Below are 26,994 nucleotides of genomic sequence, written 5' to 3'. Positions count from 1 at the left end.
GCTCTACGCGATGCTCAGAACCGGCAGCATCTACCAACCCAAAACCAGGTCAGAGACCGCTCTCGCGGCTTGACAAACCTCATAGGGGCACCCCCCCGCATTTTCACCACCCCGGAGGACGTTCAAGAGTTGCGCTGCGAGCCGGGAGCGATGATCCAGGAGTTGCTCGCCCAGGGCGGGGCCGAGATCGACCGGGTCTTTGGGGAGTGTCCGGCACGAAAGGAAGGTGAGGACAGCGAGGGTCTTCGCCTCGGCAAGGGTAACCACTTGTTCTTCAATGGCGGACTCTTCGAGTTCAACAGCGCGCGCAAGCACGATGTTGGCTTGGCGAACGGCAGCCGCACGATCCGAGAGTTTGGCGAGCAACGCACCCCTCGTCGCAAGCGACATCAACGCGGCGTATGGGGAAGGGGCGCGCTTCGCAATGCGGGCGAGACGATCGATGCATTCGTACAGCTGGTCACGGTCGGATTCAGGCGCGAGCAGCGCAAGCAGAATATCGAGGTGAGGGTGTCGGCGCAGACGTCTCCGGGGGATGCCGGTGAGGGCGAGAACCCCTTCAGGCGTGAGGCCTTCGTACACGCTGAGGAACCGTTCCCTGGCCAGCCGATCTGCGGAGTCGAGATCGCCGGCGAACAGCCATTGTTCAAAGGCTGCAGGAGCCCTCCCCTCTCGAAGCAGCTCAAGGGCGAGCTGTCTCCGGCGGTCCTCTGCCCCGGCATTCCATTGCAGGAATGCACGCCAGGCCGAGTCTGCCCACACATATTCGTACGCGCGGATCGATTTACGCTGTCGTAGCAACGGTGAGGCGAAGAGATCATCAGCTGCCGAGCGATCAGTGTTCGGCACGATGAGGAACACTTTCTCCGCGGTGAACCGCGGGAGGAACGTCATCGTGTAATAGAGGTCTCCGAATGGTCCGGTGAGGATATCCCGAGGCGTATCGGTCAGCAGCGCTGACCGGATCGCGGCCAACGCGAACGCAAGAGTGAAGCCCTCTTTGCGTTGCGAGCCAGGGTGACGGGAGCGGTCGATAGCAATCGTCACACCGATCGGAATCCCGGCGGTTTCCTCGAACAAGCGGTGCAGTTCGTCTTCACGGAACTCCGGCTGCTGCCTATCATCCTGCGTGTGAGCTTCGTAAACCTGTTTGGTCTCTTCGAATGTGAAGACGAGTTGGTCGAGGCGAATCTCATATGGCGCTTCGATGGTCTCGGCCAGGTGCGGAAGTGGGGTGATGCCCTGCACTGACGTCGTGACCAGGCGGAGTCCGGGCACTGCCGCCATCAGCGCGAAGATCAGGTGATCAGTGCCGTCCACGACGAACCAGTCGAAGTCATCAATGAGCAGCGTGAACTGCGGTGTGCCACTCGCCTCGATGCGTTGTGTGACTTCTGCGACCGCCTGATCGATGGACGCGTCCGGGGCGAGCCCGTATTGCCGGAGAAAGTCGAAGCGGTCCTCGCCACGCTCCACCAGGGCGAACGCCTCGCCTCGCTGCTCCAGCGTCTCGGCGGCATGGGTCAAGAGTGTGCTGCGGCCCACGCCTGGCATGGACACGACCGCGACCCACCGCTGTCTGGCGTTCAGCACCTGGGTATCGAGGCGGGGCCGACGGATTGTGGGCACGGGGAATGGGCCTTCGAGGAACGGTTGCCACAGCCAGTCTGGCTGGACAATGTGCTGCGGTTCGATGCGCTGGTCAGTATCTTCCTGCTGCACATCGCCCCCTCCCATATTCGAACATTCTTTTTCCCTTATGTAGTACGGTAGCTTGGCAGGTTCTCCGCGCTGGATCTCAACGAGCCTGAAACCGAAGACAGCGAGCGATATCGGTAGTGGTGGCACGCGCGCAAGAGTCGCTTACGCGGCGCAGACGTACCAAGACCATGGCCCCCAGTCAACATTCAAGGGGAATCAGGGCGCTGCCCGGGGCGAGAGCTTTCCCACCGACCCGAGACCCAGGAATCAGCCGCAGCTTCCCGTAGCGGCCGGCACTCAACGTGGAATCCGCACGATAACGCCGCGTCCAAGGGGGAAAGGCACCTGTCCTCACGGGGCTCCACAGCCACACGACACGCTCGAGGGGGTTCACTGTCTCGTAGAAGATCACCCCTGCAACTACTCACTTCTTGGATTTGCGGGGAGTGGATGCGCAACACTCCTGCATCGCGCCGATCTGCGCACTACTTCAAGAGCTATCGGGCAAGCGTCCGAGACGGCAACGCTGCAGGGAGCTGCCCTCAACAACAGCGTCACCATACCGCCGGCCGCTTCCTCCTCGTATGAAGACCCAAGCAGGGCGGTCACCTCTAGAAGGACGCTATCGCTAGTTCCGGCGTGTAGATTTCTGCGAGCCCAGTGTTCTCGCGTCCGGGGCCACCTCTATGAGTGTTGGGAAAGCCGCTATCCACGGCAGACAGACACCCGTAGCGCGCGGCGAATACTCCCGGGAGGCGAATCCCATGCGCCCCTAGCCCGCGCTGCAAACCTGGGGAAGCCGAGAGGGGGCGGCGCCAGAGAGCCTCTCCGGCGCCGCCCCCGTAACCATGGGTTCGGCTACCTACTCGGTGATCACCTCACCTGCCTTGCGGCGGTAGAGCACGAGGGCTCCGCCTGCGAGGAGCAGGAGTCCGGCAGCGAGGACACCCAGGCCGATCCCGGCACCGCCGGTGATTGCGAGGTCGCCGGTGCGGATGACGTGGTACGGATCCTCATCGGACACCTCCTTGCCGGAGTCGACGCCCGTGCCCTTCACGGTGCTGTTGTTGGCGTGTAGGTCGTCGATCTTCAGCCCGGTGATGGTGGCGGTGCACTCGAAGGAATCACCTGGCTCGAACGGTCCCGCCCAGGTGGTGCCGGTGCTGCCGTCGGGGAAGGTGCAGACGATGTTCTCCACCTTCGCGCCGCCCCGGGTCACCTTGTCCGTCACCGAAACATCCTTGAGTGCTTCATCGCCGGTGTTGGTGATGATCATCTTGATCTTCCGGGTGTCGTCCTTGGTGCGGACGGTCTCCCGCTCGGTGTCGGCGTCGTTCCCCTCGAGGTCGATCTTCTCGATGTCGATCGACGGGTTCGGGGTGTGACCGTTGTAGTCGTCCTCATCGGTCACCGGAGTTCCCGACCAGCGGCCCTCGCCCTTCACCGTCGCCCGGTCCAGGTGGGTGGTTCCCGGCTCGACGCCGGTCAACGTCGCCTCGCAGTCGAACGATGCGCTGGGCGTGAACGGGCCGGCCCACGACGTGCCCGTCGATCCGTCGGGGAAGGTACAGACGAGCCCGTCGACCTTACCCGTGCCGTCGATGATCGTGTCGGACACCTCGATGTTCACCAGCTCCTCGTTTCCGAGGTTCGTGACCGTGAACCGGAGCTCCGTCGAACCATCGGGCAGCACGACGGACTCCTCAGCGGTATCCGCATCGTTGCCGTCCGTGTCGTATTTCTCGATATCGATCACGGGCACCTGCGGGATGAACCCGAAGTCGAGCGTGCGATCCTCATCGCCCGGGTTTGTGAGCCCCTCGGTGGTAGCGGATCCGGTCGATGAGTCCGTCTCCCGATCGCCGACACCAGGCAGGGTCGGTTCGTAGCCGTTCGGCGGCGTCACCGTGACGGTGTAGCGCTCGTCCGGGCCGAGTACCGGCAGGTTCTCGAAGAGGTACTCCCCGTTCGGGCCGGTCACCACCGGCTCCACCGGGTTGCCGTTCACATCCGTGACCGGCTGCCCGTCGGGGCCCGTGAGGGTCAGCGTGACACCCGGGATGCCGGGCTCGCCCGCATCCTGCACACCGTCCTCATCGGTGTCGAGCCACACGAAGTCGCCCACGGACACGGTCGGTACGAAGCCGAAGTCCAGGGTGTCGTCGCGAGCGCCAGGCTCGGAGAGGTCGATCTCGTCGTTATCGGTGACGGCGGTTCCAGTGGAGGAGTCCGTGCCCCGATCGCCCTGCCCGGTCTTTGCGGGCTGGTACCCGTCGGGCGGTGTGACCGTCACCGTGTAGGTCTCGTCGCCTGAGAGCGCGGGCAGGTTCTCGAACAGGTACTCTCCGTTCGGGCCGGTCACCACCGGCTCCACCGGGTTGCCGTTCACATCCGTGACCGGCTGCCCGTCGGGGCCCGTGAGGGTCAGCGTGACGCCTGGGATGCCGGGCTCGCCCGCATCCTGCACACCGTTGTTGTCGGTGTCGGACCAGACGTAGTCGCCCACGGAGACCACACCGATGAACCCGAAGTCGAGCGTGTCATCACGCGCACCGGCCTCGGTAAGGTCGATCTCCGCGTTATCCGTAGAGGCCTGCCCGGTCGAGGAGTCCGTGCCACGATCGCCCTGACCCGTGCGGGTCGGAACGGTGTTCGCCGGCGGATCGGTGACCGTCACCGTGTAGCTCTGGTCGCCCTCCAGCGCGGGCAGGTTCTCGAACGTGTATGAGCCGTCGGCTTCGGTGCGCACCGGAACGACCGGGTCGCCGTTGACGTCGGTGACCGGCTGGCCGTCAGGCCCGGTGAGCGTCAGTTCGACGCCCTCGATGCCCGGCTCTCCCGCATCTTGCACGCCGTCTCGGTTGGTGTCCAGCCACACGAAGTCGCCCACGCTGACGACGCCGACAAGACCGGCATCGAGGCTGTGGTCGACCAGGTGGTCCTTCGTGATCGTGACGGGCTCGGTCGCGACGTTCAGCGCCGTGGCGTCGGAGTCCTTCTCGTCGTCGTCACCGGCGTTCGCCTGGGCGAGCGCATAGTCCTCGGGGATCTCGACGACCTTCACCGCCCAGGTGCCGAGCGGCACCTCGAAGGAGTACTCGCCGTTCTCGTTCGTGGTGGCGGTGACGGGGTCACCGTTCACGTCGACCACGTCGTTCCCGTCGGCGTCGACCAGTTGGAACACCACGCCGGGTGCCGGCTGCTCGCCCGCGTCCTGGACGCCGTTGTTGTTGGTGTCGAACCAGGCGTAGTCGCCGATCTCGCCCAGGATCGAGCGGATCGAGACCTTCGGCGCTTCGGCAGCGAGCAGCGGGCCCTCGTTGTTGTTCGTGCGGAACGCGAGGTTGTTCCACGCGTACTCGGTGTCATCACCGGTCTGCTGAGCCGGGTGCGATGCGCCGAACTCGTAGACCGGGATATCTGCCCGGTAGCTGAGCTGGAGCGTCTGCCCCGGAACGAGCGAGTCGATCGTGTACTTCAGTGCGCGCACCGTCGTCGGATCGGCGGGGAGGGTACTCGTCCACTCGCCCGTCGCGCCGTCCTGCGTCACCCCGGTGCCCTCGAAGAGCTCGGGCCTGGGCGGGTTGTTCGAGGTGGAGTACTCCACGCTCACCCCGTCGGGGAGTGCGTCCACCAGTTCGCGGAACGTGACCTCAAAGTCGGACTCGCGCGCCTCGCCCTGCAGGGCCGCGCCGATCGCGGTGTCGCCCGAGTGCGGGAGCACGTCGTACACGACGGTGTCGAACAGTTCTTGCGTGCCGTTGTTGGACACGTCGAGGCGGTAGTCCACCCAGGTGCCGCTGGTGTCGGTGGTCGCGGCCGAGACTCCTGCCTTGGTCCACTCGGAGTCACCGATCGAGGGATCGTTCGCGACGCCCAGGTCTGCGCCCTGCGATCCGTTCACGAACTTCTCGATCGTCGCGCCGGAGGCCACGGCGACCGTCCAGTCGCGGCTGGCCTTGCCGACGTGCTCGGTGGTGTCGCCGTCGCCGTCGAGGTCGTAGGTGTCCGTGGGGATGCCGGAGCCGAGAAGGTTCAGCGGCCCTTCCGTGTCGAAGACGTACACCGCCTGGCTCTCATCACCGGAGTGCGCGCCCGCAGCAGCAGCGAGTGTCACCGTGGTGTCGAAGCTGATCGTCGCCTCGTCGCCCGGCTGGAAGCGCTCGTCGAACTCCCAGGTCAGGGTCTGCCGCTCGACGCCGTCGATTTCGACCGTGCCGATCTCGGGTTCGACCGAGACCGGCTCCGAGGTGCTCGGGTGATCAATCGCCGTGGAGCCCGGAACATACTCAAGACCGACCGGCAGCACATCGATCACCTTCGGGGTCACGAGCTGGGTGCCGTTGGCGTCGCCGAGGCCCGCCTTCACCTCCCACCGCAGGGTGTCACCGGGCTTCACCGCGGAGACATCACTGAGCGCGGTTTTGCTGACCTCGAGGTCCGTGAAGAAGCGGTTGAAGTTCATCACCGTCGAACCGGCACGCAGAGCGGTCTGCCAGACCACGTTGTAGTTGGCGTTTCCACCGGCGCTCGGCTCGCCATCAGCGTCCCGCTGATGCGAGACGAAGGACGTCGCACGCAGCGACTGCGAGGTGCGGTCGCTGTCGACGAACGCCTGGGTGCTCGTGCCCCACAGCTTGACCTTGTTGGTGCGGTCTTCCTCGACGTAGGCGCCTGAGCCGCCCCCGTCGCCGTCGCGGCTCTGGCCCTCGCGCTGCATCAAGGCCTCGTAGAAGACGACGATATCGGTGACCGTCTGCGTCGAGCTCAGGCCGAGATTGCGTGCTCCGGCGGTGCCGTAGACCTCGACGGTGCTGTCGTGCAGGCCGCCCGGGGTGAGGAGCTGGGTGGTGCCGCCGCTGTTCGTGGCGGTGTCCCAGTAGGCGACGTTGATCGCGGCGACCTTGTCACCGCGGCGCGCGCCACCGTTCCAGCCCTCCGAGGGTGCCCCCATGTCGTCGACGTCGATGCGGTCGAGTTTGAAGCCCGGGCTCTGGCACTGCTCGACCTCGGGCTGAGCCAGCCAGGGGGCAAGATCGCCGTGGTTGGCGAACGCATTCGGGCGGTTGAAGTACAGGAAGACGTTGGTCGCGTTCCCGCCCTCGGTGCCGATCTGCGGCGCGAGCCACTGGCCCTCACCGTCGTTCGCCGACGGGTCCCAGCACGCCATGCGGTGCGCCACGAAGAGGTTGCGCGTGTACTCCGGGCGCTGCACCCAGCCCTCGTTGGGGATATCGCGCCACCAGCCATCGAGCGTGTACGACCATTCGGTGGTGGAATCGTTGTTCAGCACCGCCGTGTCGAACCCGTTCGCCGCATGGTTCATCGCGGAGATGCGCGGCTCGGTGTGCAGAGACCCCGAAGGGGCCGAGGCCGGACCGATGAAAGCATGCTCCTGCTGGCCGCTGCCCGTCTCCTGACCGCCGTCAATGAAATCGACCGTCGCGTCGAGTTTGTTGACGACCTCACGGGTCTGGCCGCTGTCGACGGCGGGCTGCATGCTCGCCGGGTAGTGCAGGGTTACATCGCGGGCGACGATCGAGTTCGCGGCTCCCAGCGGCTGCTGGGCGGGGTCGATGTCGATCTCCCAGGTGATCGTGTTGCCGGAGACGGTGCCGCCCGCCGCGTCAACCACGGTCGCATCCGCGTCGAAGGTGTCGACCATGACGACCTTCTGGATGCCGATCGTGCCGTTCGTGCCCGCCGGGATGTAGGCGTTCACACGGTAGGTGACGTCATCCCCCGCTTTGACGCGATCCGCGTAGCTCGGGTTCACCATCGTCTTGTTGACGGTGACGATCCGCTCCGCGTGCGTCGTGACCGTATCGGGCCCACCCGTGAGCGTGCCGGTCTGCGGCGCACCGTTCTCATCGGTGAACGTGATCGTCGGGTCCGCCATATCGAGATCAACGCCATTGGGGGTGGTGTAGTTGTCGATCAGCCAGCTCTGCGTGAGCAGCCGGGTATCGCCGGGCTTCATGTTGCCGAGCGTGATGACGTAGGCGTCACCGGCCGTGTTGAGCTCGGCGCTCTCCACCCACTGCTCCTCGACCTCCGGCGAATGGGCGACCACCGAGCCGTCCGCGCTTTGCGGCACCGGCAGGGTGATCACCGGCTGCACGCAGTCACCGGGGATGAGGTTGGAGCACTCCACCTTGAGGCTGTAGGACAGCCGAGCGCCGGTGTCCACCGTGGTGGCGGTGCTCGCCACCTCGACCGAAAGCTTGGGCGGAGCTGCCATCGCCGGAGTTGCCGCCAGCGGGCTGGCGACGAGGGCGATGATGGCCAGAAGGCTCGCCCAGATTCGCCCGCTCCTCAAGGGACGCCGTTCTTGGGGGTTTCGGGCGGGTGTTGATGGGCGACGCCCGTAACGGCCCCGCGCCTCTCGATTCGCGGTAGAACCGCGAAGTACCTCAGACATGGTTGTTCCTCAAATGTGTCGCAGGCGTACAGGCAAGACTCACGGAGCACACCGATCCAACGCCAGTGAGGCCCCAAGTGGATATTCAAGGGGAAGGCCACCGCCTTGCGTGGCGAGCGGTTTGCCCTCTTCGCGGGCCCGGAAGTGAGTTCGTGTCACCGCTCACCGCTTCCCCGGGCTTCGGCGAAAACCGGATGAAACTGCGGTGATGCTGGGTGCATTGAGTTCCAGTGGGCGAGTCCGGCATTGGGCCTTCGAAGCTTGAACGCGCATGAACGGTTTGCCGGAAACTCACCCCTACAACTACTCACCCCCTCTCTATGCGAGACAGGTGCAGCTCAGAAGGTGCGCGGGTGAGATGGAAGGATGAGATCCGTTGAGGCTTTGGAGTTGCTTGTCCGTGACAACTCCTGGTCAACGCCTATTTTTCGGCTCATCGGGGCGGCATCTTCTCGGGGGAACGTGGCCAGCGTGCGGAAAAGAACGTTCGTACTCTTGCGAGTACCAGCTTCCCCAGCTGGTTCCCTAAGGATCCTGTGCCGGTTCGTCAACTCCCCAAACTTGAGTCCGGTTGCAGGTTCCCTGTTGACCTACGCACGAGGATTCCCAGCTATTCCCCAATAGTGCCGAGTGGTAGGTTCTGCGGTCGGCTCCGAGGCTCTCTTGGAGCCGACCGCTATCCCCCAGTGCCAATGCCTCGTGTCGGCAGCCTGGACCGCGCCCATCCTGTACATGCCAATGAGGTCTTCGGAGGAGAGAGCTCAATGAAACCCTCCGTCGCCTACCTTGCTGCTTCAGCGACGCGCCCCATTGAGCTCGTGGTGCCGGGAACGGTGAACATGCCAGACGGCGATCGATGGCGACCTCGCATGCCCGCGCGCAGCCCGGACATCATCGGTCGGAGATACCTTTTCACGGGCGAGTTCGTCGATGACTGGGTGGAGCGCAGCCACGACATCATTGAGCGCTTCGCAGTGTGGAGTGACCTCACGCCATTGGTACTGCTTCCACATGACATTCAACGTGAGGATTTCGAAGAGTCCTTCGAGACCCGATTTGCAGCGGATGCAGACCGCGATCTCACCGGGTTCCTGTCCTCCGGGGAGCAGGCGAATCCGTGCCTGCTCTATGTCGACTTCGCTCCCGGCGCCTATGGCGATGAGCGTCTGATTCTCGCCCTCAACACGCTTGTGGACCGGCCTTGGCCGACGCACTCGGTATTGCTCGTGCATGCGCCGACCCCGCATCATCTGCGCGTCGGCTTGTTCGACGAGCATGTGCATTTCTCGTGACTACCGCCTCACATCACGTCTTGCGTCGGGCGGACTCTTCGAGCGTGGATCAGTACCCGTGGACGCAGGCGATGATGCCGGTGGTGTTCGTGCCGCGCAGCGCGGTCATACGGCCGGAGTCGATGATGTAGCTGTCCTGTGGCGGGCTGGTCGTAGTCGGGCTGATGGTGAACTGGTAGCCGCTGGAGGGTGATGGACTCCAGCTCACGTAGTTGAGGGTCTTGCCTGCGGCGGTGATGTGCGCTTTGGCTGCGGTGAGGTCGAGGTTCGCCGTCCATCCGAAGTAGAACGGGTTCGCCTCGAGGTCGGTGACGAGTCCGGTCGCGTCGAGGCGCACGCAGGCGAGGGTGTCGGTCCAGGTGCCTGACGGGGCCTGCTGGGTCTGGTACCAGGAGTGGTCACCAGCCGCGGGGACTGGTGCGTAGCTGACGCAGATCGTAACTTGCAGGGTTTGCTGGTCGGTGAGCAGCGAGTTGTTCCAGTTCGCGTTCCACGGGTCACCGGAACCGACGCCGCGAATCACGAGGGTGCTCGGGTCGTCTGCCGGATTGGAGAACGCGACTTGTGTCGACCCGCCGTAGTACATCCCACTCGTGCCCGTCATCCCGTTGAACGGCGGCAGCGACATGTCCGCCCGCAGCTCCCATTGCTGTGGGTCTGGTTGGGTGCCGGTGATCGTGATGGTGACGCAGAAGTCAAGGTTCCCGGGTGCTGCGGCGACGTTCCATTGGGTGCCGGTGATCTCGGTGTACTCGTTTCCGGGCACCATCACGACATCGCTCGGGTTCGTCGTAGAGCCCCAGTAACCCGCACTGGCTGCCGTGGTGAAGTGTGCGGGATCGGTCCACGCAGCGGTGGTCGTGCTGGACGCTGTCGCACCGATGCCGAGGGCGAGGAGCATGAGGCCGGCCAATGCGCTGAATGCGCGCCCGGTACGCCAGCTGCGTCGCGCGCCGGTCACGGGATTCGGCTTTCGCTGATGCCCGGGGGTGTGGTGTCCTCACCGGGCACGCCCTCGGGGTCGTCCGGGGCTGTGGTGTCGGCGCGGCGGCTCGGAAGCGCGGCGAGGATGATGAGGGCACCGATGGATACCAGGAGCGGGATCGCGACTCCGGGTTGAGCGAGCGTCTGGACAGCGCGGCCGCCACCGGGGATCGTGAGCGCGGGCTGCCACACGCCCGTCTCGCTGGCGACGAAGTAGCTCTCCCCGTCCGGGGCATCGTTCGCGTCGCCCTGCATGCGGATCGCGTAGCCGCCGTCTATGGCGCTGATCTCGATGATGCGGTGCGTGACGAGGTTGTCGGAGCGGTCTGAGCGAAGGCTCGCGACCTCCCCCACTTCGACGTCTTCGACGGGGGTGGGTGTGGAGAAGATCAGGTCGCCGGTCATGATGCCCGGTTCCATCGACCCGGAGATGACGACCAGGGGCTGCACGAGGCCGAGCGCGTTCGCGCCCCAGAGCGCGCCGGAGAGCACACCGATTCCCGCCAACGCCCACAGGAGGGCGTTGCCGGTGAACCGGAGAGCTCGCAGCACAGGGTCAGTCCATTCATCAATCGGCGGCGGAAGGTGAGAGAGTACGGCGGCGTGCAAGGGCGACCAGCACCGCACCGACGAGGGCGAGTGCGATCCCCCACAGCAGCGCGGAGGACACGTACGCGCCGGTGACGGCCAACTCGTTCTCTTCCGCGGTGAACACGAGGCGTCCGGTGGCGGCGCCTTGCCCACCATTGGTTTCGGCATCGGCGGGGAGCGTCACCTGGACGCGGACGTCGACTTCACCCGAGGTGAACATCGCTCCCGCCCCAGGGGGCGAGCACTGCTCTTGGCAGATCTCGATTTCCAGCAGTGCATCGGCGAGGATGCCGCTGCGATTAATCCAGTCCACTGACACCAGCTCGGCGTCTTGCTGCAGTTGGTAGGTGCCGGTCTGCTGCGCGGGCACACCGGGCAACAGCTTCGGGAAGCTGAAGGAGATGTCGATTGTCTGCTCAGCCTGCGCGGGAGTCACGCTGATCAGTGCAAGGAGAATGCCAAGGCCGAGCGCAACGATGCCGGCGACCGCCCGAGTGAGGGCGGAGCCGATGAACTCCACGAATCTCTGCATGCTGTGCCTAGTCGCGCGGGAGCGGCAGCGCATACGCGGCTGCCGCTCCCGGCGACGGGGACTCCTTCTGCTCGCCCGGCCCGGTTAAGGGAGGTCGGTCGATCCGGTGAAGGTGATGGCGAGTTCCCCGGACTGGGCGCCCTGGAAGGACTCGGCCCAGTCGCCGGGGGTGTTCACGACGACCTCGAGGGGCTTGACCGCGTCGACCGCGAGGGTCTGCGTCACGTACGCGGCACCGCCGTCTTCGACACCGATCGTCGCGCCGCCCGTGCCGAACACCGGGTCACCCGAGGTGGCGATCGGAGCCTGGCTCACTGAGAGGTTCACGTCGCTACCGTTCCACAGGCAGATCGTGACCGTGCGCTCCTCGCCCGGCACGAGATCCTCGAACGGAGCCAGCGTGATGTCGACCGCGTCAGGCAGCGTGTTGGCCTCCACATACGCGGCATCACCGGCAGCAGGGCAGCTCCCGGCAGTTCCCAGCGTGCCGTAGAGCTCGATGTCGGCAGCCGATGCCTCTGCGGTGAACCACGCCTGGTCCGTCCAAGCGGCGGAGGTGAGCGCCGCCCCGACACCGGCTACTGCCACGCCGACGAGGGCGAGGCGCACAATGGTCGTCTTCCGGCGTTTATTTTCACGGCCCGCAGGCACAGTCGAGTTCGTCAAGTTGGCTCCTTCAAGGGAAAGCAGAAATGGGGGCACAGCCCCGGGCGAGGTTAGTCAACACGATTCGGGTGCCAGTTCTGAGCACCGCGAAAGGTGACGAACGGCTCTACTTTCCATGCCCCTATGGCTTCGGTGATCGAGCGCGTGGCGCTCCGACCATGCCACCTCTGAGCATGCGGCGAGCGCCGTTCTGCCCTTGCTACGCCTAGGTTCTACCCTCATCCACACCACGAGCGGCACCGGAGGGGGTCAGTGAGGAACTGGCATGAGCGCGAAGCTCAACACGGAACTCGCATCAGGGAACGGCGCTAGAAAAGTGACGCGTATCTACACCATTTATCGCGGTTATGACGCGTACTTCACCGGCTGATCGTTTGTGCCGGGCCCCATCGTGATGCTGTCTCGGATCCGTGTCGGAGACGTTCCCAGGTGGTCTCTCATCGCCTGACGCATGCTCGCTGCGGAGGCGAACCCGGCCGACGCTGCGACCTGCTCGAACGGTAGACCCATCATCGTCGGATTTCGCAATGCCCGCAACGCAGCTTGCACCCGTATCCGGCGAATCTCACCCACGACGGTTCTCCCCTGCTCCCGAAACACCTCCTGCAGTCGGCGTTCAGAAATCCGGAGTGCTGCGGCAACATCGGTGGTACCGAATCGAGGATCCGTGCAGTTCTGCCGGATGACGCGCATCGCGCGCACCCAGACGGTACCGCCGCCACTGCGGAGATTGCGGAGGCCGGAGAGCCCCGCGCCTTCGATCATCATTTGCTCGACCCAGGTGGCTTCCGCCTTGGTGATCCCTTTGCGGGCGCCGTCGATCATGATCGCCGTCCCGGAGGCGTATATCTCGTCCGCGAGTGAACGCTTCGCGACCGTCCATTCGGATTCTTCTATGCTCTGCGGTTGCGCGTTCGAGTTCCAGGGGACGCGGCCTGTGACGACACTCCAATCAGTGCGGGAACGCACTCTTGTCGGAGTAGTGCTCAGGCCTGTGGTGACCATTCCGGTCAGTGGCACCCACGCGCCCTGGTGCATCAGATCCAGGTCACCGAACTCAAGAAACCCCATGATGAAGAAGACCGGTGCATCTGGCTGAGGGAGCAGCAGCACCTCTCCCGGACCACCCTCGATCCGCATTGCAGAGCACTTGTTGAAGTCCGCGCACTCGATAGTGAGGCTGGGCACCGTCGTCTGCCCCTGCACACGAAACACCACTGGGTCGGGCATCGTGTAGGTATGAACGGGCCGAAATCGCTTCATACGACCAGACCCTAGTTGGCGACGCGATCCTGCGTGAGGGCCGGAATCGGGGCTCGGGTACCGCTCAGTGCCCCTGAATCTGACGGCCCAGCATTGGCACGACAGAATAGGACCATGCGATCAGAGCCCCATCGTGCACGTGGCTGGTTCAGCACTGCGCGCATTTGGTATGCCCTGATCGCAGCGGTGGTGCTCGCGTCGATCGCGATCCAGGTGGTGCTCCTGTTCACCGGCGGTGCCGACTCGAACTCTGGCGAGAGCGGGGACGTTGCGAGTGTCGGCACCCGGCTAGTCAGGCTGTTCATGTTCTTCACTATCGACAGCAACATCGTCGTCTTGATCACTTCCCTACTCCTGGTCGCCAAGCCGCTGCGCGGTGGCTTCTGGTGGGAGGCTTTGCGCCTCAACGCGCTCGTCGCGATCACTGTGACCGGCATCGTCTACGCGGTGCTGCTCGCACCGAACATCCACATCGACGGATGGGCGCTGGCGACCATGATCGGTCTGCATATCGTCTCCCCGATTGGATTCGTGGGAGCTTGGCTCATCTTCGGGCCGCGACCGCGCATCAGCTGGGCCACTGTGCCTGCGGCTTTCATTCTCCCGGCAGTGTGGATCGCCGTCACCTTCATCCGCGGTGCGATCGTCAGCTGGTATCCTTACCCGTTCCTCGACGTCGTACAGATCGGGCTTCCTGCCGCGCTGTTGAACGCCCTCCTCATCCTGGCAGCGGCCGCACTACTCGCCGTCCTCTATCGAGTCATCGACGCGAAGATGAGGAGTGTGTTCTAGTCTTCGGCGCACCAGCCTCAGATTGGTCCGACTTCACCATCGCGGAGAGGTCGGACGCGGAGTGCTGAGAGCGTAGCGTCGTAGGAGACTTGCGCGACTGCCCGCCATCCGAAACCAGCGAGTTGTACCCAGAGGGTGTCGCGGTTCATGTCGGTCTTGTTGCCCTTGGCGTAGATGATCCACACTGCGCGGGCTCCGGCGAGGGCGGTGCGGTGATCTGTGAGGACGGTGTCGATGTCTTGCCGCACGGATCCGAAGATGAGCGCCACCTCGGCCGTCGCGGCATCGGAACGTTGGACATCCGTTTCGGCGATCAGGGGTTCGGCCGGGGGAGCGTCTTCTGGCCATACCCAGAGCCGGGTTCCGGGCTTGATCTGCAGTTTGCGGGCGAGGTCGGTCATGTCGTTCATTCGTGTCTCCCGACGTGTTCGATGGTGCGCACGACCGCGCCGAGCAGGGGTGAGAGTTTGCGCCATCCTCCGCGCAGGAAGAATCGGGCGAACTCGGCACCCAGTCCACGAAACCCGTCTTGCTGGAAATCGAGGCGGCATGATCGTGGGCCGGTCTCGATGACGGTGAAAGTGACGATCGTGTCGATCGGGCCGCCTTTCCATGACCAGACCATTCGGTGCGGCGGGTCGAGTTCGAGGACTTCAAGATGCACGGTGCCGTCGAACAGCGGTGCCGGGTCGGTGGTCATCGTGAAGCGATGGCCGACCTCTGGGCGGAAGTCATTCGGCATGAGCCAGGCGGACAGCAGTTCGCTGTCGGTCAGAGCACGCCAGAGAGTCGCGGCCGGGACGGGGAACTCCGCCGTGCGGTGGATACTGCTCACGACTCCTCCTCCGCGTCGATCGCTGCCACGGTTCGCGCGAGACGCTCGAACCGCTCATCCCAGAAGGCCTCGAGGGTCGAGATCCACTCCGCGATCTCATCGAGAGGCGCCGGATCAAGACGGTAGATGCGCTCTCGTCCACGTTTCGTTGAGGAGACCAGCCCCACGGATCGCAGCTGCACCAGATGCTCGGACACGGTGGGCTGTGAGCCCCCGACCTCAACGACAAGCTCAGACACGCGTCTTTCCCTTGCCGCTAGGGCGCTCATGATCGCCCGGCGCCGGGGATGCCCGATCGCACTGAACACGTCGAGAACTGCGGGAGGTCTGGCCATAACTCCACTATACATAGGTAAATACCGATGTGTTTTCGTGGAACCAGATTTGACGGCGAACTCAGGCCGGGAGCCGTTGGCGAGGGACCTCGCCTGCCTGGGACTCATGAGTGGGGTGGCGTGGCCTTCGTGTGCTCCCAGACCGTCGCTCGATGGATGCCGAACCGCTTCGCGATCGAGACCACGCTCTCGCCGCCTTTCCGGGCGGTTCTCATAGCTTCTACTTCCTTCTCCGTGAGGGCGGTTCTCGTACGTCTACCAGGGTTCCGTCGAGCTGGATACTTGTGATCATCGTCGTCATCGTTCCTCCGGTGTGAGGGCTGCAGGGGTCTGGTCTTCCGGCAGCAGGAGGCGTGCGATCGCCGCTCGGTCCTCGTCGTCAGTTTCGTCTTCCCACAGATCGGTGAGCAGGCTGCGCACCGCGCGGGCGAAGTCCGGCCAGATAGTCCATGGCTCGTCTTCCTCCGCATCCCATTCGAGGAACGACCCGTCGGCCGCGGAAAACACCGACACGGTCCCGCAGGTCCACAGTGGTACGAGGTCCTCGCGGCCCGATGCGGCGACGACCGCCCACGCCGGGCCGTCCGGCGACGGCTCCACAGATTCCGCACGGTAGTCGAGCGCCGGATGCAGTCCCATGCCCCCGCGGGTGGCGATCGTGACGACAGGCTCGGGCAGGCCACGGGCACGGATCCGCAGCGCAAGGTCATCGACGTTGGTCATCGCCGCGGCCCCGTCCTGATACAGGACAGGGCGTACAGGTCCAGCTCCTCGAGGGGCATCAGCTCTTCGATGTCGACAGGCTCGGCCAGCCACTCAGGCGAAGTGGCCACGCCACTCCCTCGAAGTCCAGCCTGTACGACGTGCATGCTTATTTGTACACTGAACAGACTGAATCTGTCTACGAGCCGCTGTTCTTGGGGGAGGGGAAGCGATGGCCGCACGCGGCCCGCGAGGCGACATCACGCAGGCGCGCATTCTGCGTGCCGCGGATCGGCTGCTCGTCGAGAACGGCCGAGCCGAGGGGATCTCGTTACGGATGGTCGCGTCCGAGGTCGGGGTGGCCGTGAACGCGCTCTACACCTACTTTCCCTCGCTCGACGCTATCTGGCATGATCTCGCCGACGAGCGCCTGGGTCGGCTGCAACCGGCTGGCCTGCTGGCCCGCCCCTGCGCGCACTGCGCGCTCCTGGAACTTGCCGATCGTGCGATGGCTGTTCTCGCCGCGCCCGGAACCGTCTCGTTGCTGCGCCGCGGCCCGGTGCTCGGACGCTGTTCCTTCGTGCTCAGCGAGACGATCATGACCCTCACCGAGGACGCCTGCGTCGATCCGCGAGACGCGCACGATCTGGTAGTGGGCTGGTTCTACGGCAGCAGCGTCCTGGAGGGCGAGGGCTGGACCTCCGGCACCGACGCCATCCGCGACACCGAGCCGATCGCGGAGTTCCCGCGGATCGCCGGGAGGAGCGATCCTGACCGCCGTCAGCAGGCCGAGGCGCTCCTGCGCGGCATCGGACTGATCTGCTCGACGAAAGACACCTGACTTGCTCCCATCTTCGAAAGGAATCATCATGGATCACTTCATCAGCCGACTTGTGGAGCTGACGGCGAACACCCCCGCCGCCGAGTTCCACGACCCTCCTCAGTTCCTCGCGAACACCGATCCGGATCAGGTCGACAACCGCTTCACTCGCGCGGATGCACGCGACTTCTACACCCGGCACAACCCGGTCGAGGTCGTTGTGGAAAGCATCTGGCAGGACATCACGTTCTACCCCTTCGCCGATCTGGACGATCAGCAAATCGGTTACGCGACCGACAGCCGCACGGGCGAGGCCGTCGCGGACTGGCCACCGAACATGCTCGTCATCGCAGACAGCGGCGGCGACCCGATCATGATGGACCCGTCAGTCAACGGCGAAGTGTTCTTCGCCATTCACGGAACGGGAAGCTGGGACCCGCAGCCGATCGCAAAAGACATCAGTGGACTCTTGACGCTGTCGATCGCTTGGCTCGAGATGTCAGAGCAACGCGGCGACGAGCTCTACGACGAACCCGATGACCTTCACCCCGCGTCGATTGCGCTCTTTCGCGACCTCGCCGCAGCGCAGGGCGTCGAGAACCGGCACATCCAGAACGTGATCTCCCTGCGATGAACCAACAACCGCCCGACGCCGGCGACCGGCTGATCGCCGATGACTGAGCCGGACACCAACACGATCCGCTGGCTGAACCTGCTGTACGGCTCGCCGAGCTTCGTGATCCGCATCGACCCGCGTTCACAAACCCCCACAGTCGTGCAGATCAACGTCGTACCCAACGACGGGACGTACTGGATCGCCGGTACGACGATCCTGCCGCGCGGCGACCTGACCCCCTCGGTCTTCAAGATCGACACCTCAGTGGGCGGGAGCCTCGCGGGCGCGTGCTGGAAGATCGACGGGACATGGATGCCGTCCTCAGAGAAGATGCGGATTCTTCCTGCGCTGGATGCCGAGGAGGTTGACGTCTTCCCGTTCGACTGGCCCTCCTCCATACCGCTCCCGCACGACGTCGATCACGACGATGCCGCTACGACGGAAGGCATGTCATGACCCAGGGGCAGTTGGAGCACCTCACCGGCGTCATCCTCGGGGCCCCGGCTGATGAGGTCACCCTGGCGGTCGCAGATGCGCTGCTGCCGACACCGGTTCCGCCTGTCTTGCGTGCGTTCCTGACCATCTGCGACGGTGCAAAGGCCGGCGGCATCGAGGTGTTCAGCGCCGAACGCATCACGGAGATGACGAACCGCGGCGCACACACGTGGCAGTTGCCGCCCGACGCCTTGATCATCGGGATGGCGGGCGCCGGTCGCGCGCTGGTGATGATGAACGGGAGAGATGAGGTCTGCGAGGTAGACGATGACCCCTGGGACTCCCGCACCATGGAAGTCGCCGCAGACACGCCGCTGGATCTGTTCGTGCGCCACCGCGGGTTGCCCCTCCGGGACCGACCTCTGTGGTCAGCGTTGCCCGGTCTCGGCGCGGCGCTCGATGCGATCAGGACGAGCGCGGAGCGCGACGTCGAGGCACTGCTCGATGTCGGCATCGCCTCCCGCGTGGGCACGCTACTGCCGGCATCGCTCCGCGGGTTCCGACAGGTCGGCGTGCCCTCCGGGGCACGCTTACTGGCCTCGGAGGAGTTCCAGATGTTTCTTGTCAACGACCGCCCCGACGCTCCCGCTCCTGGCCCGTTGGCCGCGCGGGAGTGGGAGCGGGCCTGTGAATCGATCGTGTCGGCGCAGCACCGCAACCGTATCCGCATGTCGCCCGTTTCCGCGGTTATCGAGGCGATCGATTCGCTGCGCGACGGCGAGCTGACGGCGGCGGACATCGTCCGGGATCTGGCATGGCTGGCGCTCCTCGGCAAAGCAAGGCACGAGCTCGCTCTCCTACTCGGAGGCGACGACCGCCGTGGCGACGCGCCAGTGCAGCAGCTCGCACGGGTCTTCCTCGCCGGGCACGTTCCTGTGGGCCTCGATGTCACGATGTGAGATGATGAGCGTGTTCGCGGCCCTCCAAGAGATCGTCGACGAACTGTCGGCAGGCAATCTGCATGCTCTCGTCGAAAGCGGTGCCAGCGGCCTCACACGCGCCGAGCTCGCCACAGCGCTCGGCGAATACCCGGGTCGAGTGACGACCCAGACGATTGATTCCGAACGAGCGAACATCATCGGGTACGCGAATGATCCGCGCGCAGGAATGCTTGAGTACCGGCTGGAGACGGATGGAGCGCCAGACGACCTCACAGTGAGTTGCGAGTACCGGATGGATGGGCCGACGCTCGTACGGATAGAGAACATCCACGTCCTGTGAGACACGTGTACGGCCTCGGTCCGCTCAGTTGCCTGCCCGGATCCGCGAGGCACCACGGCGGTCGTCGGTGATGAGGCGCGTGTAAGAGGTGTGTTCGCCAGGCGCCGGCCGGCCTCGCCGGAGCGGGAGCGGTGCCCGTCGGTGATCAGGCGCAAGCTGTCGTGGAGGAATGCGCAGCAGCCGATTGATGCTCACTCTGACAAGCTGGCGACGCCGCGGCGTCACTCGGCTTTGGCGGCTCCTTCGGTGACTGAGGCCAGCTCCGCCCCATCGAGCAAAGGGTGTGCGGGGAGGGCGAGGCGCAGGGCGGTCATGATGTTCTCTGCTGACGGACCACTGAAGACGTAGACGGGCCCGTTCGCTCCCGAGAAGGTCTCGTCGTGCCACCCGATGCTTCCCGATCCCAGCGCCTCCTGGAGAGCCGTGGTCAGCGCGGCGGCATCCGCGGACGGCACGTTGTCGATGCGCGTGCGCAGCAGCACGAACTCGCTCGATCCCACCAGATGCCTCACTCCGTCGAGGGCGACCCAGGAGCCACGGGCGATGCCGTTGTCGTCGAGCACGCCAACGAGGGAGACCATGACCCGATCGATATCGACCGTCGTGATCTCGAGTTCGATGTCGCATGAGGTCGGCTCCCCGTCGGGGGACAGGCCCGTTCCGCCGCCGATGATCTGAGCTGTGGCATCGAGCTGCGGCAGCAGGGTGCCGACGATCCCGTCCTCCTGAGCGTGCCGGGTGGTCGGAGAGACCGGCTGAGCGAAGTGGATGGTCACGCGGTGGCGTGCGGGCTTCGGCTTCCGCGCGAACAGGGCCATACCGCCACCCTAACAGGGCCGCATGGACCCTCCGGGGGGCTCCGTGTCCCCACGAAGATGCGGAGTGCTGCTAGTCACCGGAATGCCTACGGAGTGAGCGGAGGCCGCGCGACACGATGCGCTCGGTGTGCGGCGTCCGGCTCTCAAGGCGCCATCGTTCGCCGAGTGCGCTCGCCCAGTCGGGGCGGGTCTTGGATGCGTCGTTGATCCAGTTCGCGACGGAGTCCTGTACATAGCCTGCGGGGTCGGATCGCAACGGTTCCAGGATCACGAGTCCGGGGTCGGGGTTGGTTTTCAAGGCGTCGATGTGCTTGGCCCACACGCCCCGGGGCCGGAGAGTCTCGCTCGCAAACCGGCGGATGCGCTCGGACGAGTCGCTGGTCAGTTCGGCGAGCGCGTGCAAGCTCTCGCGTAGTTGCCCGGCGAGCGAGGGTCGGATTGCCATCCATGCCCATTCGCGCACACCGAAGTGCGGGTCGTCCGCGGCGGGCCGCATGATGCCGATCAGCGCGCTGGGCTTCTCCTCACGGTGCGCCGCGGCGAGCGCGAACCACCCCCAGCCGCGGACGGTGTCTGAGGGGTGTCGGGTGAGTTCGAGGCACGTCTCGTGAGTGAGGTGGAGTTGCAATGCGGTGCCGATGGTTTGCATGCGGGTGAGGATGCCGAGCGATCCTGCTTCCCGCACCGCAGCAACCAAGTCTGCTGGCGCGAATGGGAGGACGTGTTGCAGGAGTTGTCCGTGGTCGACCTTGAGGATCTCGGTGAGGGTGCGCGCCTCGGCGCGTCCTGATTGCACGGCTTCGGCATGCGCATCATCTGGGCTTACCCACGTCGTCATGGGATCGCCGTGAGGTTGCGTTGCATGGCGGCGAGGGTGGTGATCGTTGCGGAGGTGTCGTCTCGCGCAACGCCCCGCACGATGTCGGTGAGCCAGCTCGCGTATTGCGGGGCGAGTGCGTCAATGAGCTGTTGCCCCGCAGTGGTGATGTGCAAGGTGAGCGATCGGCGGTCGCGCTGGTCGGTGCCGCGGGAGAGGAGGCCGGCGGTGACGAGTCCGTCGGTCAGGCCGGTGATGGTCGCTCGGGTGACGCCGATGCGGTCTGCGATGCGGGCGGGAGTCGATCCAGGTATCTCGGCCACGGCGAGGAGGACCGCGAGGCGCCCTTCCGAGAGGCCGTACTCGTTCAAGAGCGCGGCACAGGCCGTATCGATCATGCGAGCGGTGGTGAGCAGTCCGAGGACGAGGTCAGCGGCGGCTCCTCCCCCGGTTCGGTCGTGGAGCAGTTGGTGCTTCGCATCCAGTATGCTTGTCATAAGCCGCCATACTATCAGGGGCCGCACAACCTCGGATGCAAGAGGTGTGGGCGAGCTGGTTGGTCTCGTGAGAGGACATGCGGGAGTGGCTCGGGGCTGCGCTGTGGGCTGGCTGTGCGGGGCTCTGAGTGCGGGCGCTGCGAGAGGCCGTGCGTGGGGCGGGCGGTGAGTGCTGGATTCGGGTGGCGGGCTGCGATCGAGGGCTGACGATGTGCTGGGCGCGGTGGGAGGGTCTCCCGGGATCCGGCCGCCGCGCGGGGCGGCTCTGCCCGGACGCGCTCCCACCGTTCCCCGGGTTCCCCGTGATGGGGCCGGCTCAGAATCCGAGGGTGCGGTCCTCGGGGCTGCCGTGGTCGTAGGGGCGGCGGGTCGGGGTGGGGTGCGCTCCCCCGCCGGGATGCTGCGGGGGTTGCATCGGTGGTGCGTGCGGGGCGGGAGTGCCAGGCGGCGGCATCTCGCGCATGCGCTGCCGAAGATGCTCTGCGGGGTCGGTGTCGTGCAACGGGTGGACGATGTTGCGGAGGATGCGTTGCAGGGCGTCGGGTTCGAGTCGGAACGCGTCGATGGTTGCATCGACGAGGACGGGTGCAGGTACTTGCGTCCAGTCGATCTGGTATCCGGCGCGCGCCGCAATCTGTTGCAGGTAGAGGCGGCTCGCGCGTCCGTTCCCCTCGAGATGGGGATGGATCATGAGCAACCCGGTGAAGGTCTGAGTGAGTGCATCCAGGAACTCGCCGCGCGGCACACGCTGGAAGCGTGCGGGGTCGCCGAGGTTGTCGTGCACGAGCGCGAGGAGCCGGTCGATGTCTTCCGGATCCGCGAAACGGCTGTCACCTTTGAGGGTCGTGACGACTCTCGGGAGTCCAGCCCATTCGTAGACGTCTTGGAACAGCCAGCGATGCAGTGCGTGATAGTGGCCGGGGGTGAAGGTCTGGTCGACGTGGATGGGGTCATGGATGAGCTGGGCGGCGCGGATGGTGGTGAGGCGGCGTTCGATGCGTTCGAGTTCGTCGGGGTCGTGGATCTCTCGCCCGCCGGTGGTCGTGTCGTGGAGGATGTTGCGCAGGCACTCCTCGTACTGGCCGGGCCACCAGTAGTCGCCCCAGTTCTCGAACAGGCTCACCGCGTGCCGCCCGGGTCAGCGGTGTGCGGGGGCGTCCTGCTCGTGCATGAGCGTGTACGCGGCGTGAGGGTCGAGTTCTCCGGTGGCGACGCGTTCGAGGACATCCATCTCCGTAGCGGTGACGTGCTGTCCTTCGACGGCCCAGGACGCGCGGATGTTCGCCAGCTCTGCCCGCTGCGTGGCGGTGAGCGCGGTGCGCGCGGTAGTGGCCATGATCAACTCCTCGGTATCTATTCTACTGTTCGGCACTGACACTGGGAAGGTGCGCCGGGGTTCTCCGCCGTTATGCGGTCAGTCTGTGGTGCGGACAAGCGCGCCCGGTTCGATGGCGTCAAGCGCACCTGCTGTCGTTTCCAGCAGCGCGTCGACGTCGCCCGGTGACTCCCAGCGGGGGCAGTCGTCTGGGTCGGGCGTAGTGCAGACGGGAAGGGTGGCGGTGGCGAGGACGCGGCCGTCCCGGATCCAGGCGATATCGATGGGGAAGCTCATCCCTGCCATCCAAACTCGCTGCGGGCCCGCCGAGTCGAAGGGGAAGAGCATCCCGGTGCCGGGTTCGACGCTCGCGCGCCCTGAGAGGCCGGTGCGCTGCTGCTCGGGCGTCTCCGCGATCTCGACGGTGAGCTCAAGGTCGCCGTCGAGCTCGAGGCGAGCCTGGTTCAGGGGTGAGGGGGCGCAGCCGGTGGCGGCGACCACGGTCCCGCAGATGACGGTGGCGGCGAGGAGCGCGGCCGGGAGGGTTCGCGGGCGAAGGCGGGCGGGGCGGGGCGAGCGGTGCATGTGCGATTCTCCCTCAAGGTTGTGCGGAGAGGTGTCCTCGTCCCGCCACCGTCGCTTATTCGGTGACGTCGTACTCGACCCATTCCTTGGTACCGGAGCGGATGTGGCGTCCGGCGCGGTAGGTGTGGGTTTCGGCCCAGAAGTCGTCGTGGAGGCCTTCTTCCTCGATGCGGACCTCAGCCGGAATCAGGCGGGAGAGGATGCGGGCGAGGGTCGCGAGCCCCTCGATCTGGTAGGAGTGGTGGTAGCAGCCCAGGCGGATATCTCCCAGGGTGCCGCTGTCGTCGACCCAGACGCAGATATCGGGATCTGGCAGGTCGAACGCTTCGGCGAGCCGCTGCAGTTGCGCGGCGATGCGTTCGGCCTCGGTGTTGCTTTCGGGCAGACGGTCGACGGTAATGATGGTGTCCATGCTCACGGGTGTGTTCCTTTCGCGGGCGCGTGCTGGGGTGGTGGGGTTATCGTGCGGCGGGGCAGTCGTGCAGGCGGGCCTGTTCGGTGATCCAGGCGGCGACGATGGCGGGGTCGGTGTCGATGGTGAGGCCGGAGCAGATCGTCTCGCAGCCACCGTCGATATCGAGCCACCAGTCGAGGGGGCCGTGGTCGGGGTCGGGGTCGACGCCTGCGGTATCGGCCGGGTCGCCGGGGTCGGTGCCGCGGGTGCCGAGTTCGATGTGGAGGGCGAAGGTTCCGCCCATGTCCGCTTCGAGTTCCACGGGGAACGGGAGGAGTGCGGCGACGGCGATGGTGTGTGCGTCGACGCGGGCGATGTTGTCTTCGTGGTCGGTGGTCGTGGTCATGACTCCTCCTGGGGTTCGGTGGTGAGGGCGGTGTGGGAGAGGTCGAAGCCTTGCCAGGGGCTGCGGCCGGGAACGTGGCGGGTGCCGTACGGTTGGCGTTCGGTGATGACCGGGGCGCCGGGCAGCTGCCACTCGGCGGGATAGTGCTCGTCGATCCATGCCCGGCACTTCTTCGTCGGCCGGTTCTGGTCGTCGGTCTTCGCGATGCTGGCGGGGATGACGGGGAGGGTCCGCCAGCCGGGCCAGGCGTGGTCGTGCCAGGCCTCGACGATGGTGGCTTCGTCGCCGTCGAGGTGCCAGCGGCACGGCGCGCAAATCCCGCGCGTGAGGAGTCCGCCGACGCAGGAGCAGTCCTCGCGGTAGTGGGTGCAGCGCAGGTCGACGTCGAAGATGCGCAGTTCGTGTCCGACGGTGGCGGTGTTGGCCTCAGCGGTCGTGTAGCCGGGATGCCACATGTGGGAGCGTTGCAGGCATCCGAAGTTCCCGTGCTCGAACACCCATCGCTCGAATGCGGCGGTGAGGTCATCGGGCTGGTAGTAGTCGGCGGTGAAGTGCAGGGGCGCGCCTTCCCAGGCGGGAGCCTGCTGCACGTCGGCCTCATGGATCATCGCGTCGAGGTCAAAGGCGAGTTGCCCGCCGGGAGCTGTCCGGGCCTTCATGCTGCCGCTCCGGTCTGGGTGAGCGCGTGCCGGGCGGCGGCTTCCAGCATCGACAGCAGTTCCGAAGTACCGGTCAGGTCTCGGATCGTCTCGACGTCGTAGCGAAGCATCGTGTCTCTCGCGATCTGCGCGGCTCGCTCTTCCCGCACGGCGGCATCGGCGAGGTGGGTGAGGTAGGCGCGGATGCCGTCTTCGATGAACGCGGCGAGTTGCTCGTAGTCTTCGATGATCGGTTCATACGCGCCGGTGTCGGGGCTGGGGTGGTAGGCGAGGTCTGTGGTCTCGGCGACCTGCCGGGCGATGGCGGTGATGCTGGTCATGGCTGCTCCTGGAACAGGTGGTCGAACAGGGTGGTCGGGGCGTTGTGGAAGTGGTCGGCGAGGTAGGTCTTCACATCGCCCCAGAGGTCGTGCCGGTCGCTGTCGTAGTCGCGTTCGCATGCCCAGGTGAGGTCGGTGAGGAACTCCTGCTGGCGTGCGGGGGTGGAGAACTTCTCGTCGTAGAAGCCGTGCCGGTTGTAGTGGGCGATGAATCCGAAGTACCCGTGGTTGTGGAGGCCTTCGTAGAGCGCCTGCGTGAACTGGTGTTCGGGGTAACCGGCGTCGATGAAGCGGATCAGGGCGTTCACGAAGCGGGCCTTCTTCTCGGGGGTGCCGCTGGGCCAGCCGGAGTCGGTGAACTGTTCCGGCTGGTAGCGGGCGGTCATCGTGCCGCCTCCGCACAACTCGCGGGGTGGATGGTGAAGTCGAACGGCATCGTGGTGGTGCTGTAGATGTCGTAGCCTTCGCTGCCTTCGGCGGACTCCCAGTGGTCGATGCTCAGTTCCCCGTCGAGGTAGAGAACGGTGACGAACAGGCCGAGTTCGCTGTAGCTCCAGGTGCGGCGCACATCATCGCTCCCGTCCGGGGAGAGGTCAGTGGGGGCGTCGCACCACGCCTCGATCAGCTTCTGCGCGTCGTCGTGGGCGAGGAGCCAGCCGTCAGCGAAGATGTGGTCGTCGACGTCGGCGTCGAGGGTGACAGGTGCGGGGAGCGGGTATCCGCTAATGGTGATCTTCTCCATGGTCACTTGCCCTCCTGCTCGGCTTCGTCGGCGGCGACGAGATCAGGTACAGAGACGGTGAGCGGGTTGACGGGTTCCCACTGCTCGGTGGCGGGGGTGAACTGGCCGAGCTCGATGCGCGGCGCGCCGTCGATGGTGTAGAAGAACAGCTGCCCGTACTCGACGCCGTCGATGCGGAGGTAGAGGTTGCCGCCGTAGGAGCCGAGGTCGCCGTCGTCGAAGAATCCGACGCCGGTCTGCTCGGACGTGTCGCCCAGGTCGAGGTCGGTGGGGCGTCCGCCGTGGTCGATGGTGAGTCGCATGAGAGGGTTCCTTTCAGAGGGGCTTAGAGGGCGGTCCACACGCCGGTGGCGGGGTCGCCGTACTGGATGGTGACGGCTCCGGCGTTGGGGGTGCCGTAGCAGTCGAGGGGCTGGAACTCGGCCTCGCCGACGTAGGCTTCGGCGTCGCTGTCGTCGAGGAAGCGGCCGTGGTAGTAGACGTAGCCGTCGTCGTCGAGCATCCGGAACGGCTCCCCCTCCCCTGCGGTCAGGCGGGTAAGGATGCTGGGGCGGGCGGTGCGGGGGCCTTGGACGCCTGCGCCGTAGCCTTCTTCGTGCTTGCCGGTGATGAAGTCGCGGGTGATGAGGAACGCCATCGGGGTCTCCTGTTCAGCGGATGGTGGATTTGAGGGCGAGGATGCGGTCGGGGCGCAGGCCTGCCCAGTGGTCGATGAGCTGCCCGGTGTCGTCGGTGACGGTGACGATGGGGGCGCTCTGGTAGCCGTGCTCGGTGATGAGGTCTCGGATCGGGCCGGTCTCGGACAGTGGAGTGCTGGCGTGGGGGATGCTGGAGCGGGTGAGGAACTGCTCGGTTCGCTCGCAGTTCACACAGTCCGGGAGGGTGTGGATCGTGACGGTGAGGTTCATGGTGGGCTCCTGTTTTCCTTTCACTGCTTCTCGGATCCGAGGGGGCGGGGGTGGCTTGTCAAGGTCGAAGAACGAAAAGTCTCCGAACCACGGCCACGCCCGCTCGTGATCTGCTCAGCGGAGAGTTTTCGTGTGCCTTGACAAGGTGCGCCCGGCCCCGCACACTCCCCTCAGTTGGGTGCCGGCGAAGCCAGTACCCTGATTCATCCGCGGCCGCAAAGCGGCCTCCGCTTGATCCGCCACGCTTCCCGGATGCGGCTCCTCGCC

The 26,994-nt window shown here is 65.6% G+C and carries 33 protein-coding genes; 7 read left to right on the top strand and 26 right to left on the bottom strand.

Annotation, left to right across the window (positions count from 1 at the left end; all coding sequences use genetic code 11):
* Positions 1–30: 30 nt before the first annotated feature.
* Positions 31–1,737 carry a hypothetical protein gene (locus ACIGCK_RS14630; RefSeq protein WP_396666978.1) on the bottom strand — a complete coding sequence of 569 codons (1,707 nt, stop codon included), beginning with the start codon at positions 1,735–1,737 and terminating at the stop codon, positions 31–33.
* 826 nt (positions 1,738–2,563) lie between these two features.
* Positions 2,564–8,020, bottom strand: a complete 5,457-nt coding sequence (locus ACIGCK_RS14625; RefSeq protein WP_396666977.1) for an SdrD B-like domain-containing protein — start codon at positions 8,018–8,020, stop codon at positions 2,564–2,566.
* Positions 8,021–8,886: 866 nt separating this feature from the next.
* On the opposite strand from ACIGCK_RS14625, the gene ACIGCK_RS14620 reads away from it, so the two are divergent.
* Complete coding sequence (locus ACIGCK_RS14620; RefSeq protein WP_396666976.1) at positions 8,887–9,414, top strand: hypothetical protein; 528 nt, start codon at positions 8,887–8,889, stop codon at positions 9,412–9,414.
* Between the two features lie 49 nt (positions 9,415–9,463).
* On the opposite strand, the gene ACIGCK_RS14615 is transcribed toward ACIGCK_RS14620, so the two are convergent.
* The 5 genes from ACIGCK_RS14615 to ACIGCK_RS14595 all read right to left on the bottom strand — a co-directional run bounded on the left by ACIGCK_RS14615 (position 9,464) and on the right by ACIGCK_RS14595 (position 13,417).
* On the bottom strand, positions 9,464–10,375 hold the full coding sequence (locus ACIGCK_RS14615) for a hypothetical protein (protein WP_396666975.1): 912 nt from the start codon (positions 10,373–10,375) through the stop codon (positions 9,464–9,466).
* Positions 10,372–10,950 carry a signal peptidase I gene (locus tag ACIGCK_RS14610; RefSeq protein ID WP_396666974.1) on the bottom strand — a complete coding sequence of 193 codons (579 nt, stop codon included), beginning with the start codon at positions 10,948–10,950 and terminating at the stop codon, positions 10,372–10,374. Before ACIGCK_RS14610 ends, ACIGCK_RS14615 begins: the two co-directional genes overlap by 4 nt.
* Positions 10,951–10,966: 16 nt before the next feature.
* Entirely contained in the window at positions 10,967–11,509 is a 543-nt protein-coding gene (locus tag ACIGCK_RS14605; RefSeq protein ID WP_396666973.1) for a hypothetical protein, read from the bottom strand.
* A gap of 96 nt (positions 11,510–11,605) precedes the next feature.
* Positions 11,606–12,187, bottom strand: coding sequence for a hypothetical protein (locus ACIGCK_RS14600; RefSeq protein WP_396666972.1), 582 nt, complete (start codon positions 12,185–12,187; stop codon positions 11,606–11,608).
* A gap of 345 nt (positions 12,188–12,532) precedes the next feature.
* Positions 12,533–13,417 (bottom strand): helix-turn-helix domain-containing protein, encoded by an 885-nt coding sequence (locus tag ACIGCK_RS14595; RefSeq protein ID WP_396666971.1) that lies wholly within the window; start codon positions 13,415–13,417, stop codon positions 12,533–12,535.
* Positions 13,418–13,564: 147 nt separating this feature from the next.
* Here ACIGCK_RS14595 and ACIGCK_RS14590 point away from each other — a divergent pair, with 147 nt between their 5' ends.
* The gene (locus tag ACIGCK_RS14590; protein ID WP_396666970.1) at positions 13,565–14,242 is read left to right on the top strand and encodes a Pr6Pr family membrane protein; all 678 of its coding nucleotides are present in this window, start codon (positions 13,565–13,567) and stop codon (positions 14,240–14,242) included.
* Between the two features lie 17 nt (positions 14,243–14,259).
* Here ACIGCK_RS14590 and ACIGCK_RS14585 read toward each other — a convergent pair whose 3' ends face one another.
* The 4 genes from ACIGCK_RS14585 to ACIGCK_RS14570 all read right to left on the bottom strand — a co-directional run bounded on the left by ACIGCK_RS14585 (position 14,260) and on the right by ACIGCK_RS14570 (position 16,135).
* Positions 14,260–14,643: a hypothetical protein gene (locus tag ACIGCK_RS14585; protein WP_396666969.1), complete on the bottom strand. Its 384-nt coding sequence runs from the start codon at positions 14,641–14,643 to the stop codon at positions 14,260–14,262.
* A 5-nt stretch (positions 14,644–14,648) separates the two neighbouring features.
* The gene (locus ACIGCK_RS14580; protein WP_396666968.1) at positions 14,649–15,077 is read right to left on the bottom strand and encodes an SRPBCC domain-containing protein; all 429 of its coding nucleotides are present in this window, start codon (positions 15,075–15,077) and stop codon (positions 14,649–14,651) included.
* Positions 15,074–15,412 carry an ArsR/SmtB family transcription factor gene (locus ACIGCK_RS14575; protein ID WP_396666967.1) on the bottom strand — a complete coding sequence of 113 codons (339 nt, stop codon included), beginning with the start codon at positions 15,410–15,412 and terminating at the stop codon, positions 15,074–15,076. The genes ACIGCK_RS14580 and ACIGCK_RS14575 overlap by 4 nt, the downstream gene beginning before the upstream one ends.
* 297 nt (positions 15,413–15,709) lie before the next feature.
* Entirely contained in the window at positions 15,710–16,135 is a 426-nt protein-coding gene (locus tag ACIGCK_RS14570) for a hypothetical protein (RefSeq protein ID WP_396666966.1), read from the bottom strand.
* 211 nt (positions 16,136–16,346) lie between these two features.
* On the opposite strand from ACIGCK_RS14570, the gene ACIGCK_RS14565 reads away from it, so the two are divergent.
* Genes ACIGCK_RS14565 through ACIGCK_RS14545 form a run of 5 tightly spaced genes read left to right on the top strand, consistent with a single transcriptional unit; the run spans position 16,347 to position 19,266 of the window.
* Positions 16,347–16,955, top strand: coding sequence for a TetR/AcrR family transcriptional regulator (locus ACIGCK_RS14565; protein ID WP_396666965.1), 609 nt, complete (start codon positions 16,347–16,349; stop codon positions 16,953–16,955).
* A gap of 52 nt (positions 16,956–17,007) precedes the next feature.
* Positions 17,008–17,568 (top strand): SMI1/KNR4 family protein, encoded by a 561-nt coding sequence (locus ACIGCK_RS14560; protein ID WP_396666964.1) that lies wholly within the window; start codon positions 17,008–17,010, stop codon positions 17,566–17,568.
* Positions 17,569–17,607: 39 nt separating this feature from the next.
* Positions 17,608–18,006, top strand: a complete 399-nt coding sequence (locus tag ACIGCK_RS14555) for a hypothetical protein (protein ID WP_396666963.1) — start codon at positions 17,608–17,610, stop codon at positions 18,004–18,006.
* Complete coding sequence (locus tag ACIGCK_RS14550; RefSeq protein ID WP_396666962.1) at positions 18,003–18,944, top strand: SMI1/KNR4 family protein; 942 nt, start codon at positions 18,003–18,005, stop codon at positions 18,942–18,944. The genes ACIGCK_RS14555 and ACIGCK_RS14550 overlap by 4 nt, the downstream gene beginning before the upstream one ends.
* A gap of 10 nt (positions 18,945–18,954) precedes the next feature.
* Positions 18,955–19,266 carry a hypothetical protein gene (locus ACIGCK_RS14545; protein ID WP_396666961.1) on the top strand — a complete coding sequence of 104 codons (312 nt, stop codon included), beginning with the start codon at positions 18,955–18,957 and terminating at the stop codon, positions 19,264–19,266.
* Positions 19,267–19,487: 221 nt separating this feature from the next.
* On the opposite strand, the gene ACIGCK_RS14540 is transcribed toward ACIGCK_RS14545, so the two are convergent.
* The 15 genes from ACIGCK_RS14540 to ACIGCK_RS14470 form a co-directional block, all read right to left on the bottom strand.
* On the bottom strand, positions 19,488–20,084 hold the full coding sequence (locus tag ACIGCK_RS14540) for a hypothetical protein (protein ID WP_396666960.1): 597 nt from the start codon (positions 20,082–20,084) through the stop codon (positions 19,488–19,490).
* Positions 20,085–20,154: 70 nt separating this feature from the next.
* Positions 20,155–20,880: a DNA alkylation repair protein gene (locus ACIGCK_RS14535; protein WP_396666959.1), complete on the bottom strand. Its 726-nt coding sequence runs from the start codon at positions 20,878–20,880 to the stop codon at positions 20,155–20,157.
* Between the two features lie 38 nt (positions 20,881–20,918).
* Positions 20,919–21,398 carry a MarR family winged helix-turn-helix transcriptional regulator gene (locus ACIGCK_RS14530; RefSeq protein WP_396666958.1) on the bottom strand — a complete coding sequence of 160 codons (480 nt, stop codon included), beginning with the start codon at positions 21,396–21,398 and terminating at the stop codon, positions 20,919–20,921.
* Positions 21,399–21,714: 316 nt separating this feature from the next.
* Positions 21,715–22,521: a Fic/DOC family protein gene (locus tag ACIGCK_RS14525; RefSeq protein WP_396666957.1), complete on the bottom strand. Its 807-nt coding sequence runs from the start codon at positions 22,519–22,521 to the stop codon at positions 21,715–21,717.
* A gap of 15 nt (positions 22,522–22,536) precedes the next feature.
* Positions 22,537–22,734 carry a hypothetical protein gene (locus ACIGCK_RS14520; protein WP_396666956.1) on the bottom strand — a complete coding sequence of 66 codons (198 nt, stop codon included), beginning with the start codon at positions 22,732–22,734 and terminating at the stop codon, positions 22,537–22,539.
* Between the two features lie 78 nt (positions 22,735–22,812).
* Positions 22,813–23,298, bottom strand: coding sequence for a DUF192 domain-containing protein (locus ACIGCK_RS14515; RefSeq protein ID WP_396666955.1), 486 nt, complete (start codon positions 23,296–23,298; stop codon positions 22,813–22,815).
* 55 nt (positions 23,299–23,353) lie between these two features.
* Positions 23,354–23,716 carry a hypothetical protein gene (locus ACIGCK_RS14510; protein WP_396666954.1) on the bottom strand — a complete coding sequence of 121 codons (363 nt, stop codon included), beginning with the start codon at positions 23,714–23,716 and terminating at the stop codon, positions 23,354–23,356.
* Positions 23,717–23,756: 40 nt separating this feature from the next.
* Positions 23,757–24,098 carry a hypothetical protein gene (locus ACIGCK_RS14505; protein WP_396666953.1) on the bottom strand — a complete coding sequence of 114 codons (342 nt, stop codon included), beginning with the start codon at positions 24,096–24,098 and terminating at the stop codon, positions 23,757–23,759.
* The gene (locus tag ACIGCK_RS14500; protein ID WP_396666952.1) at positions 24,095–24,757 is read right to left on the bottom strand and encodes a DUF6349 family protein; all 663 of its coding nucleotides are present in this window, start codon (positions 24,755–24,757) and stop codon (positions 24,095–24,097) included. The genes ACIGCK_RS14505 and ACIGCK_RS14500 overlap by 4 nt, the downstream gene beginning before the upstream one ends.
* Positions 24,754–25,077, bottom strand: coding sequence for a hypothetical protein (locus tag ACIGCK_RS14495; RefSeq protein WP_396666951.1), 324 nt, complete (start codon positions 25,075–25,077; stop codon positions 24,754–24,756). The genes ACIGCK_RS14500 and ACIGCK_RS14495 overlap by 4 nt, the downstream gene beginning before the upstream one ends.
* Positions 25,074–25,463 carry a hypothetical protein gene (locus ACIGCK_RS14490; RefSeq protein WP_396666950.1) on the bottom strand — a complete coding sequence of 130 codons (390 nt, stop codon included), beginning with the start codon at positions 25,461–25,463 and terminating at the stop codon, positions 25,074–25,076. The genes ACIGCK_RS14495 and ACIGCK_RS14490 overlap by 4 nt, the downstream gene beginning before the upstream one ends.
* Positions 25,460–25,825 carry a hypothetical protein gene (locus ACIGCK_RS14485; protein ID WP_396666949.1) on the bottom strand — a complete coding sequence of 122 codons (366 nt, stop codon included), beginning with the start codon at positions 25,823–25,825 and terminating at the stop codon, positions 25,460–25,462. The genes ACIGCK_RS14490 and ACIGCK_RS14485 overlap by 4 nt, the downstream gene beginning before the upstream one ends.
* Positions 25,822–26,121: a hypothetical protein gene (locus ACIGCK_RS14480; protein WP_396666948.1), complete on the bottom strand. Its 300-nt coding sequence runs from the start codon at positions 26,119–26,121 to the stop codon at positions 25,822–25,824. The genes ACIGCK_RS14485 and ACIGCK_RS14480 overlap by 4 nt, the downstream gene beginning before the upstream one ends.
* Before the next feature lie 23 nt (positions 26,122–26,144).
* On the bottom strand, positions 26,145–26,456 hold the full coding sequence (locus tag ACIGCK_RS14475) for a hypothetical protein (protein WP_396666947.1): 312 nt from the start codon (positions 26,454–26,456) through the stop codon (positions 26,145–26,147).
* Between the two features lie 13 nt (positions 26,457–26,469).
* Positions 26,470–26,727 carry a hypothetical protein gene (locus tag ACIGCK_RS14470; protein ID WP_396666946.1) on the bottom strand — a complete coding sequence of 86 codons (258 nt, stop codon included), beginning with the start codon at positions 26,725–26,727 and terminating at the stop codon, positions 26,470–26,472.
* Between the last annotated feature and the right edge of the window lie 267 nt (positions 26,728–26,994).

This window comes from Microbacterium sp. NPDC078428, from assembly GCF_044542535.1.
Classification (GTDB): domain Bacteria; phylum Actinomycetota; class Actinomycetes; order Actinomycetales; family Microbacteriaceae; genus Microbacterium; species Microbacterium limosum.
This window is presented reverse-complemented; position numbering and strand designations above follow the sequence as displayed.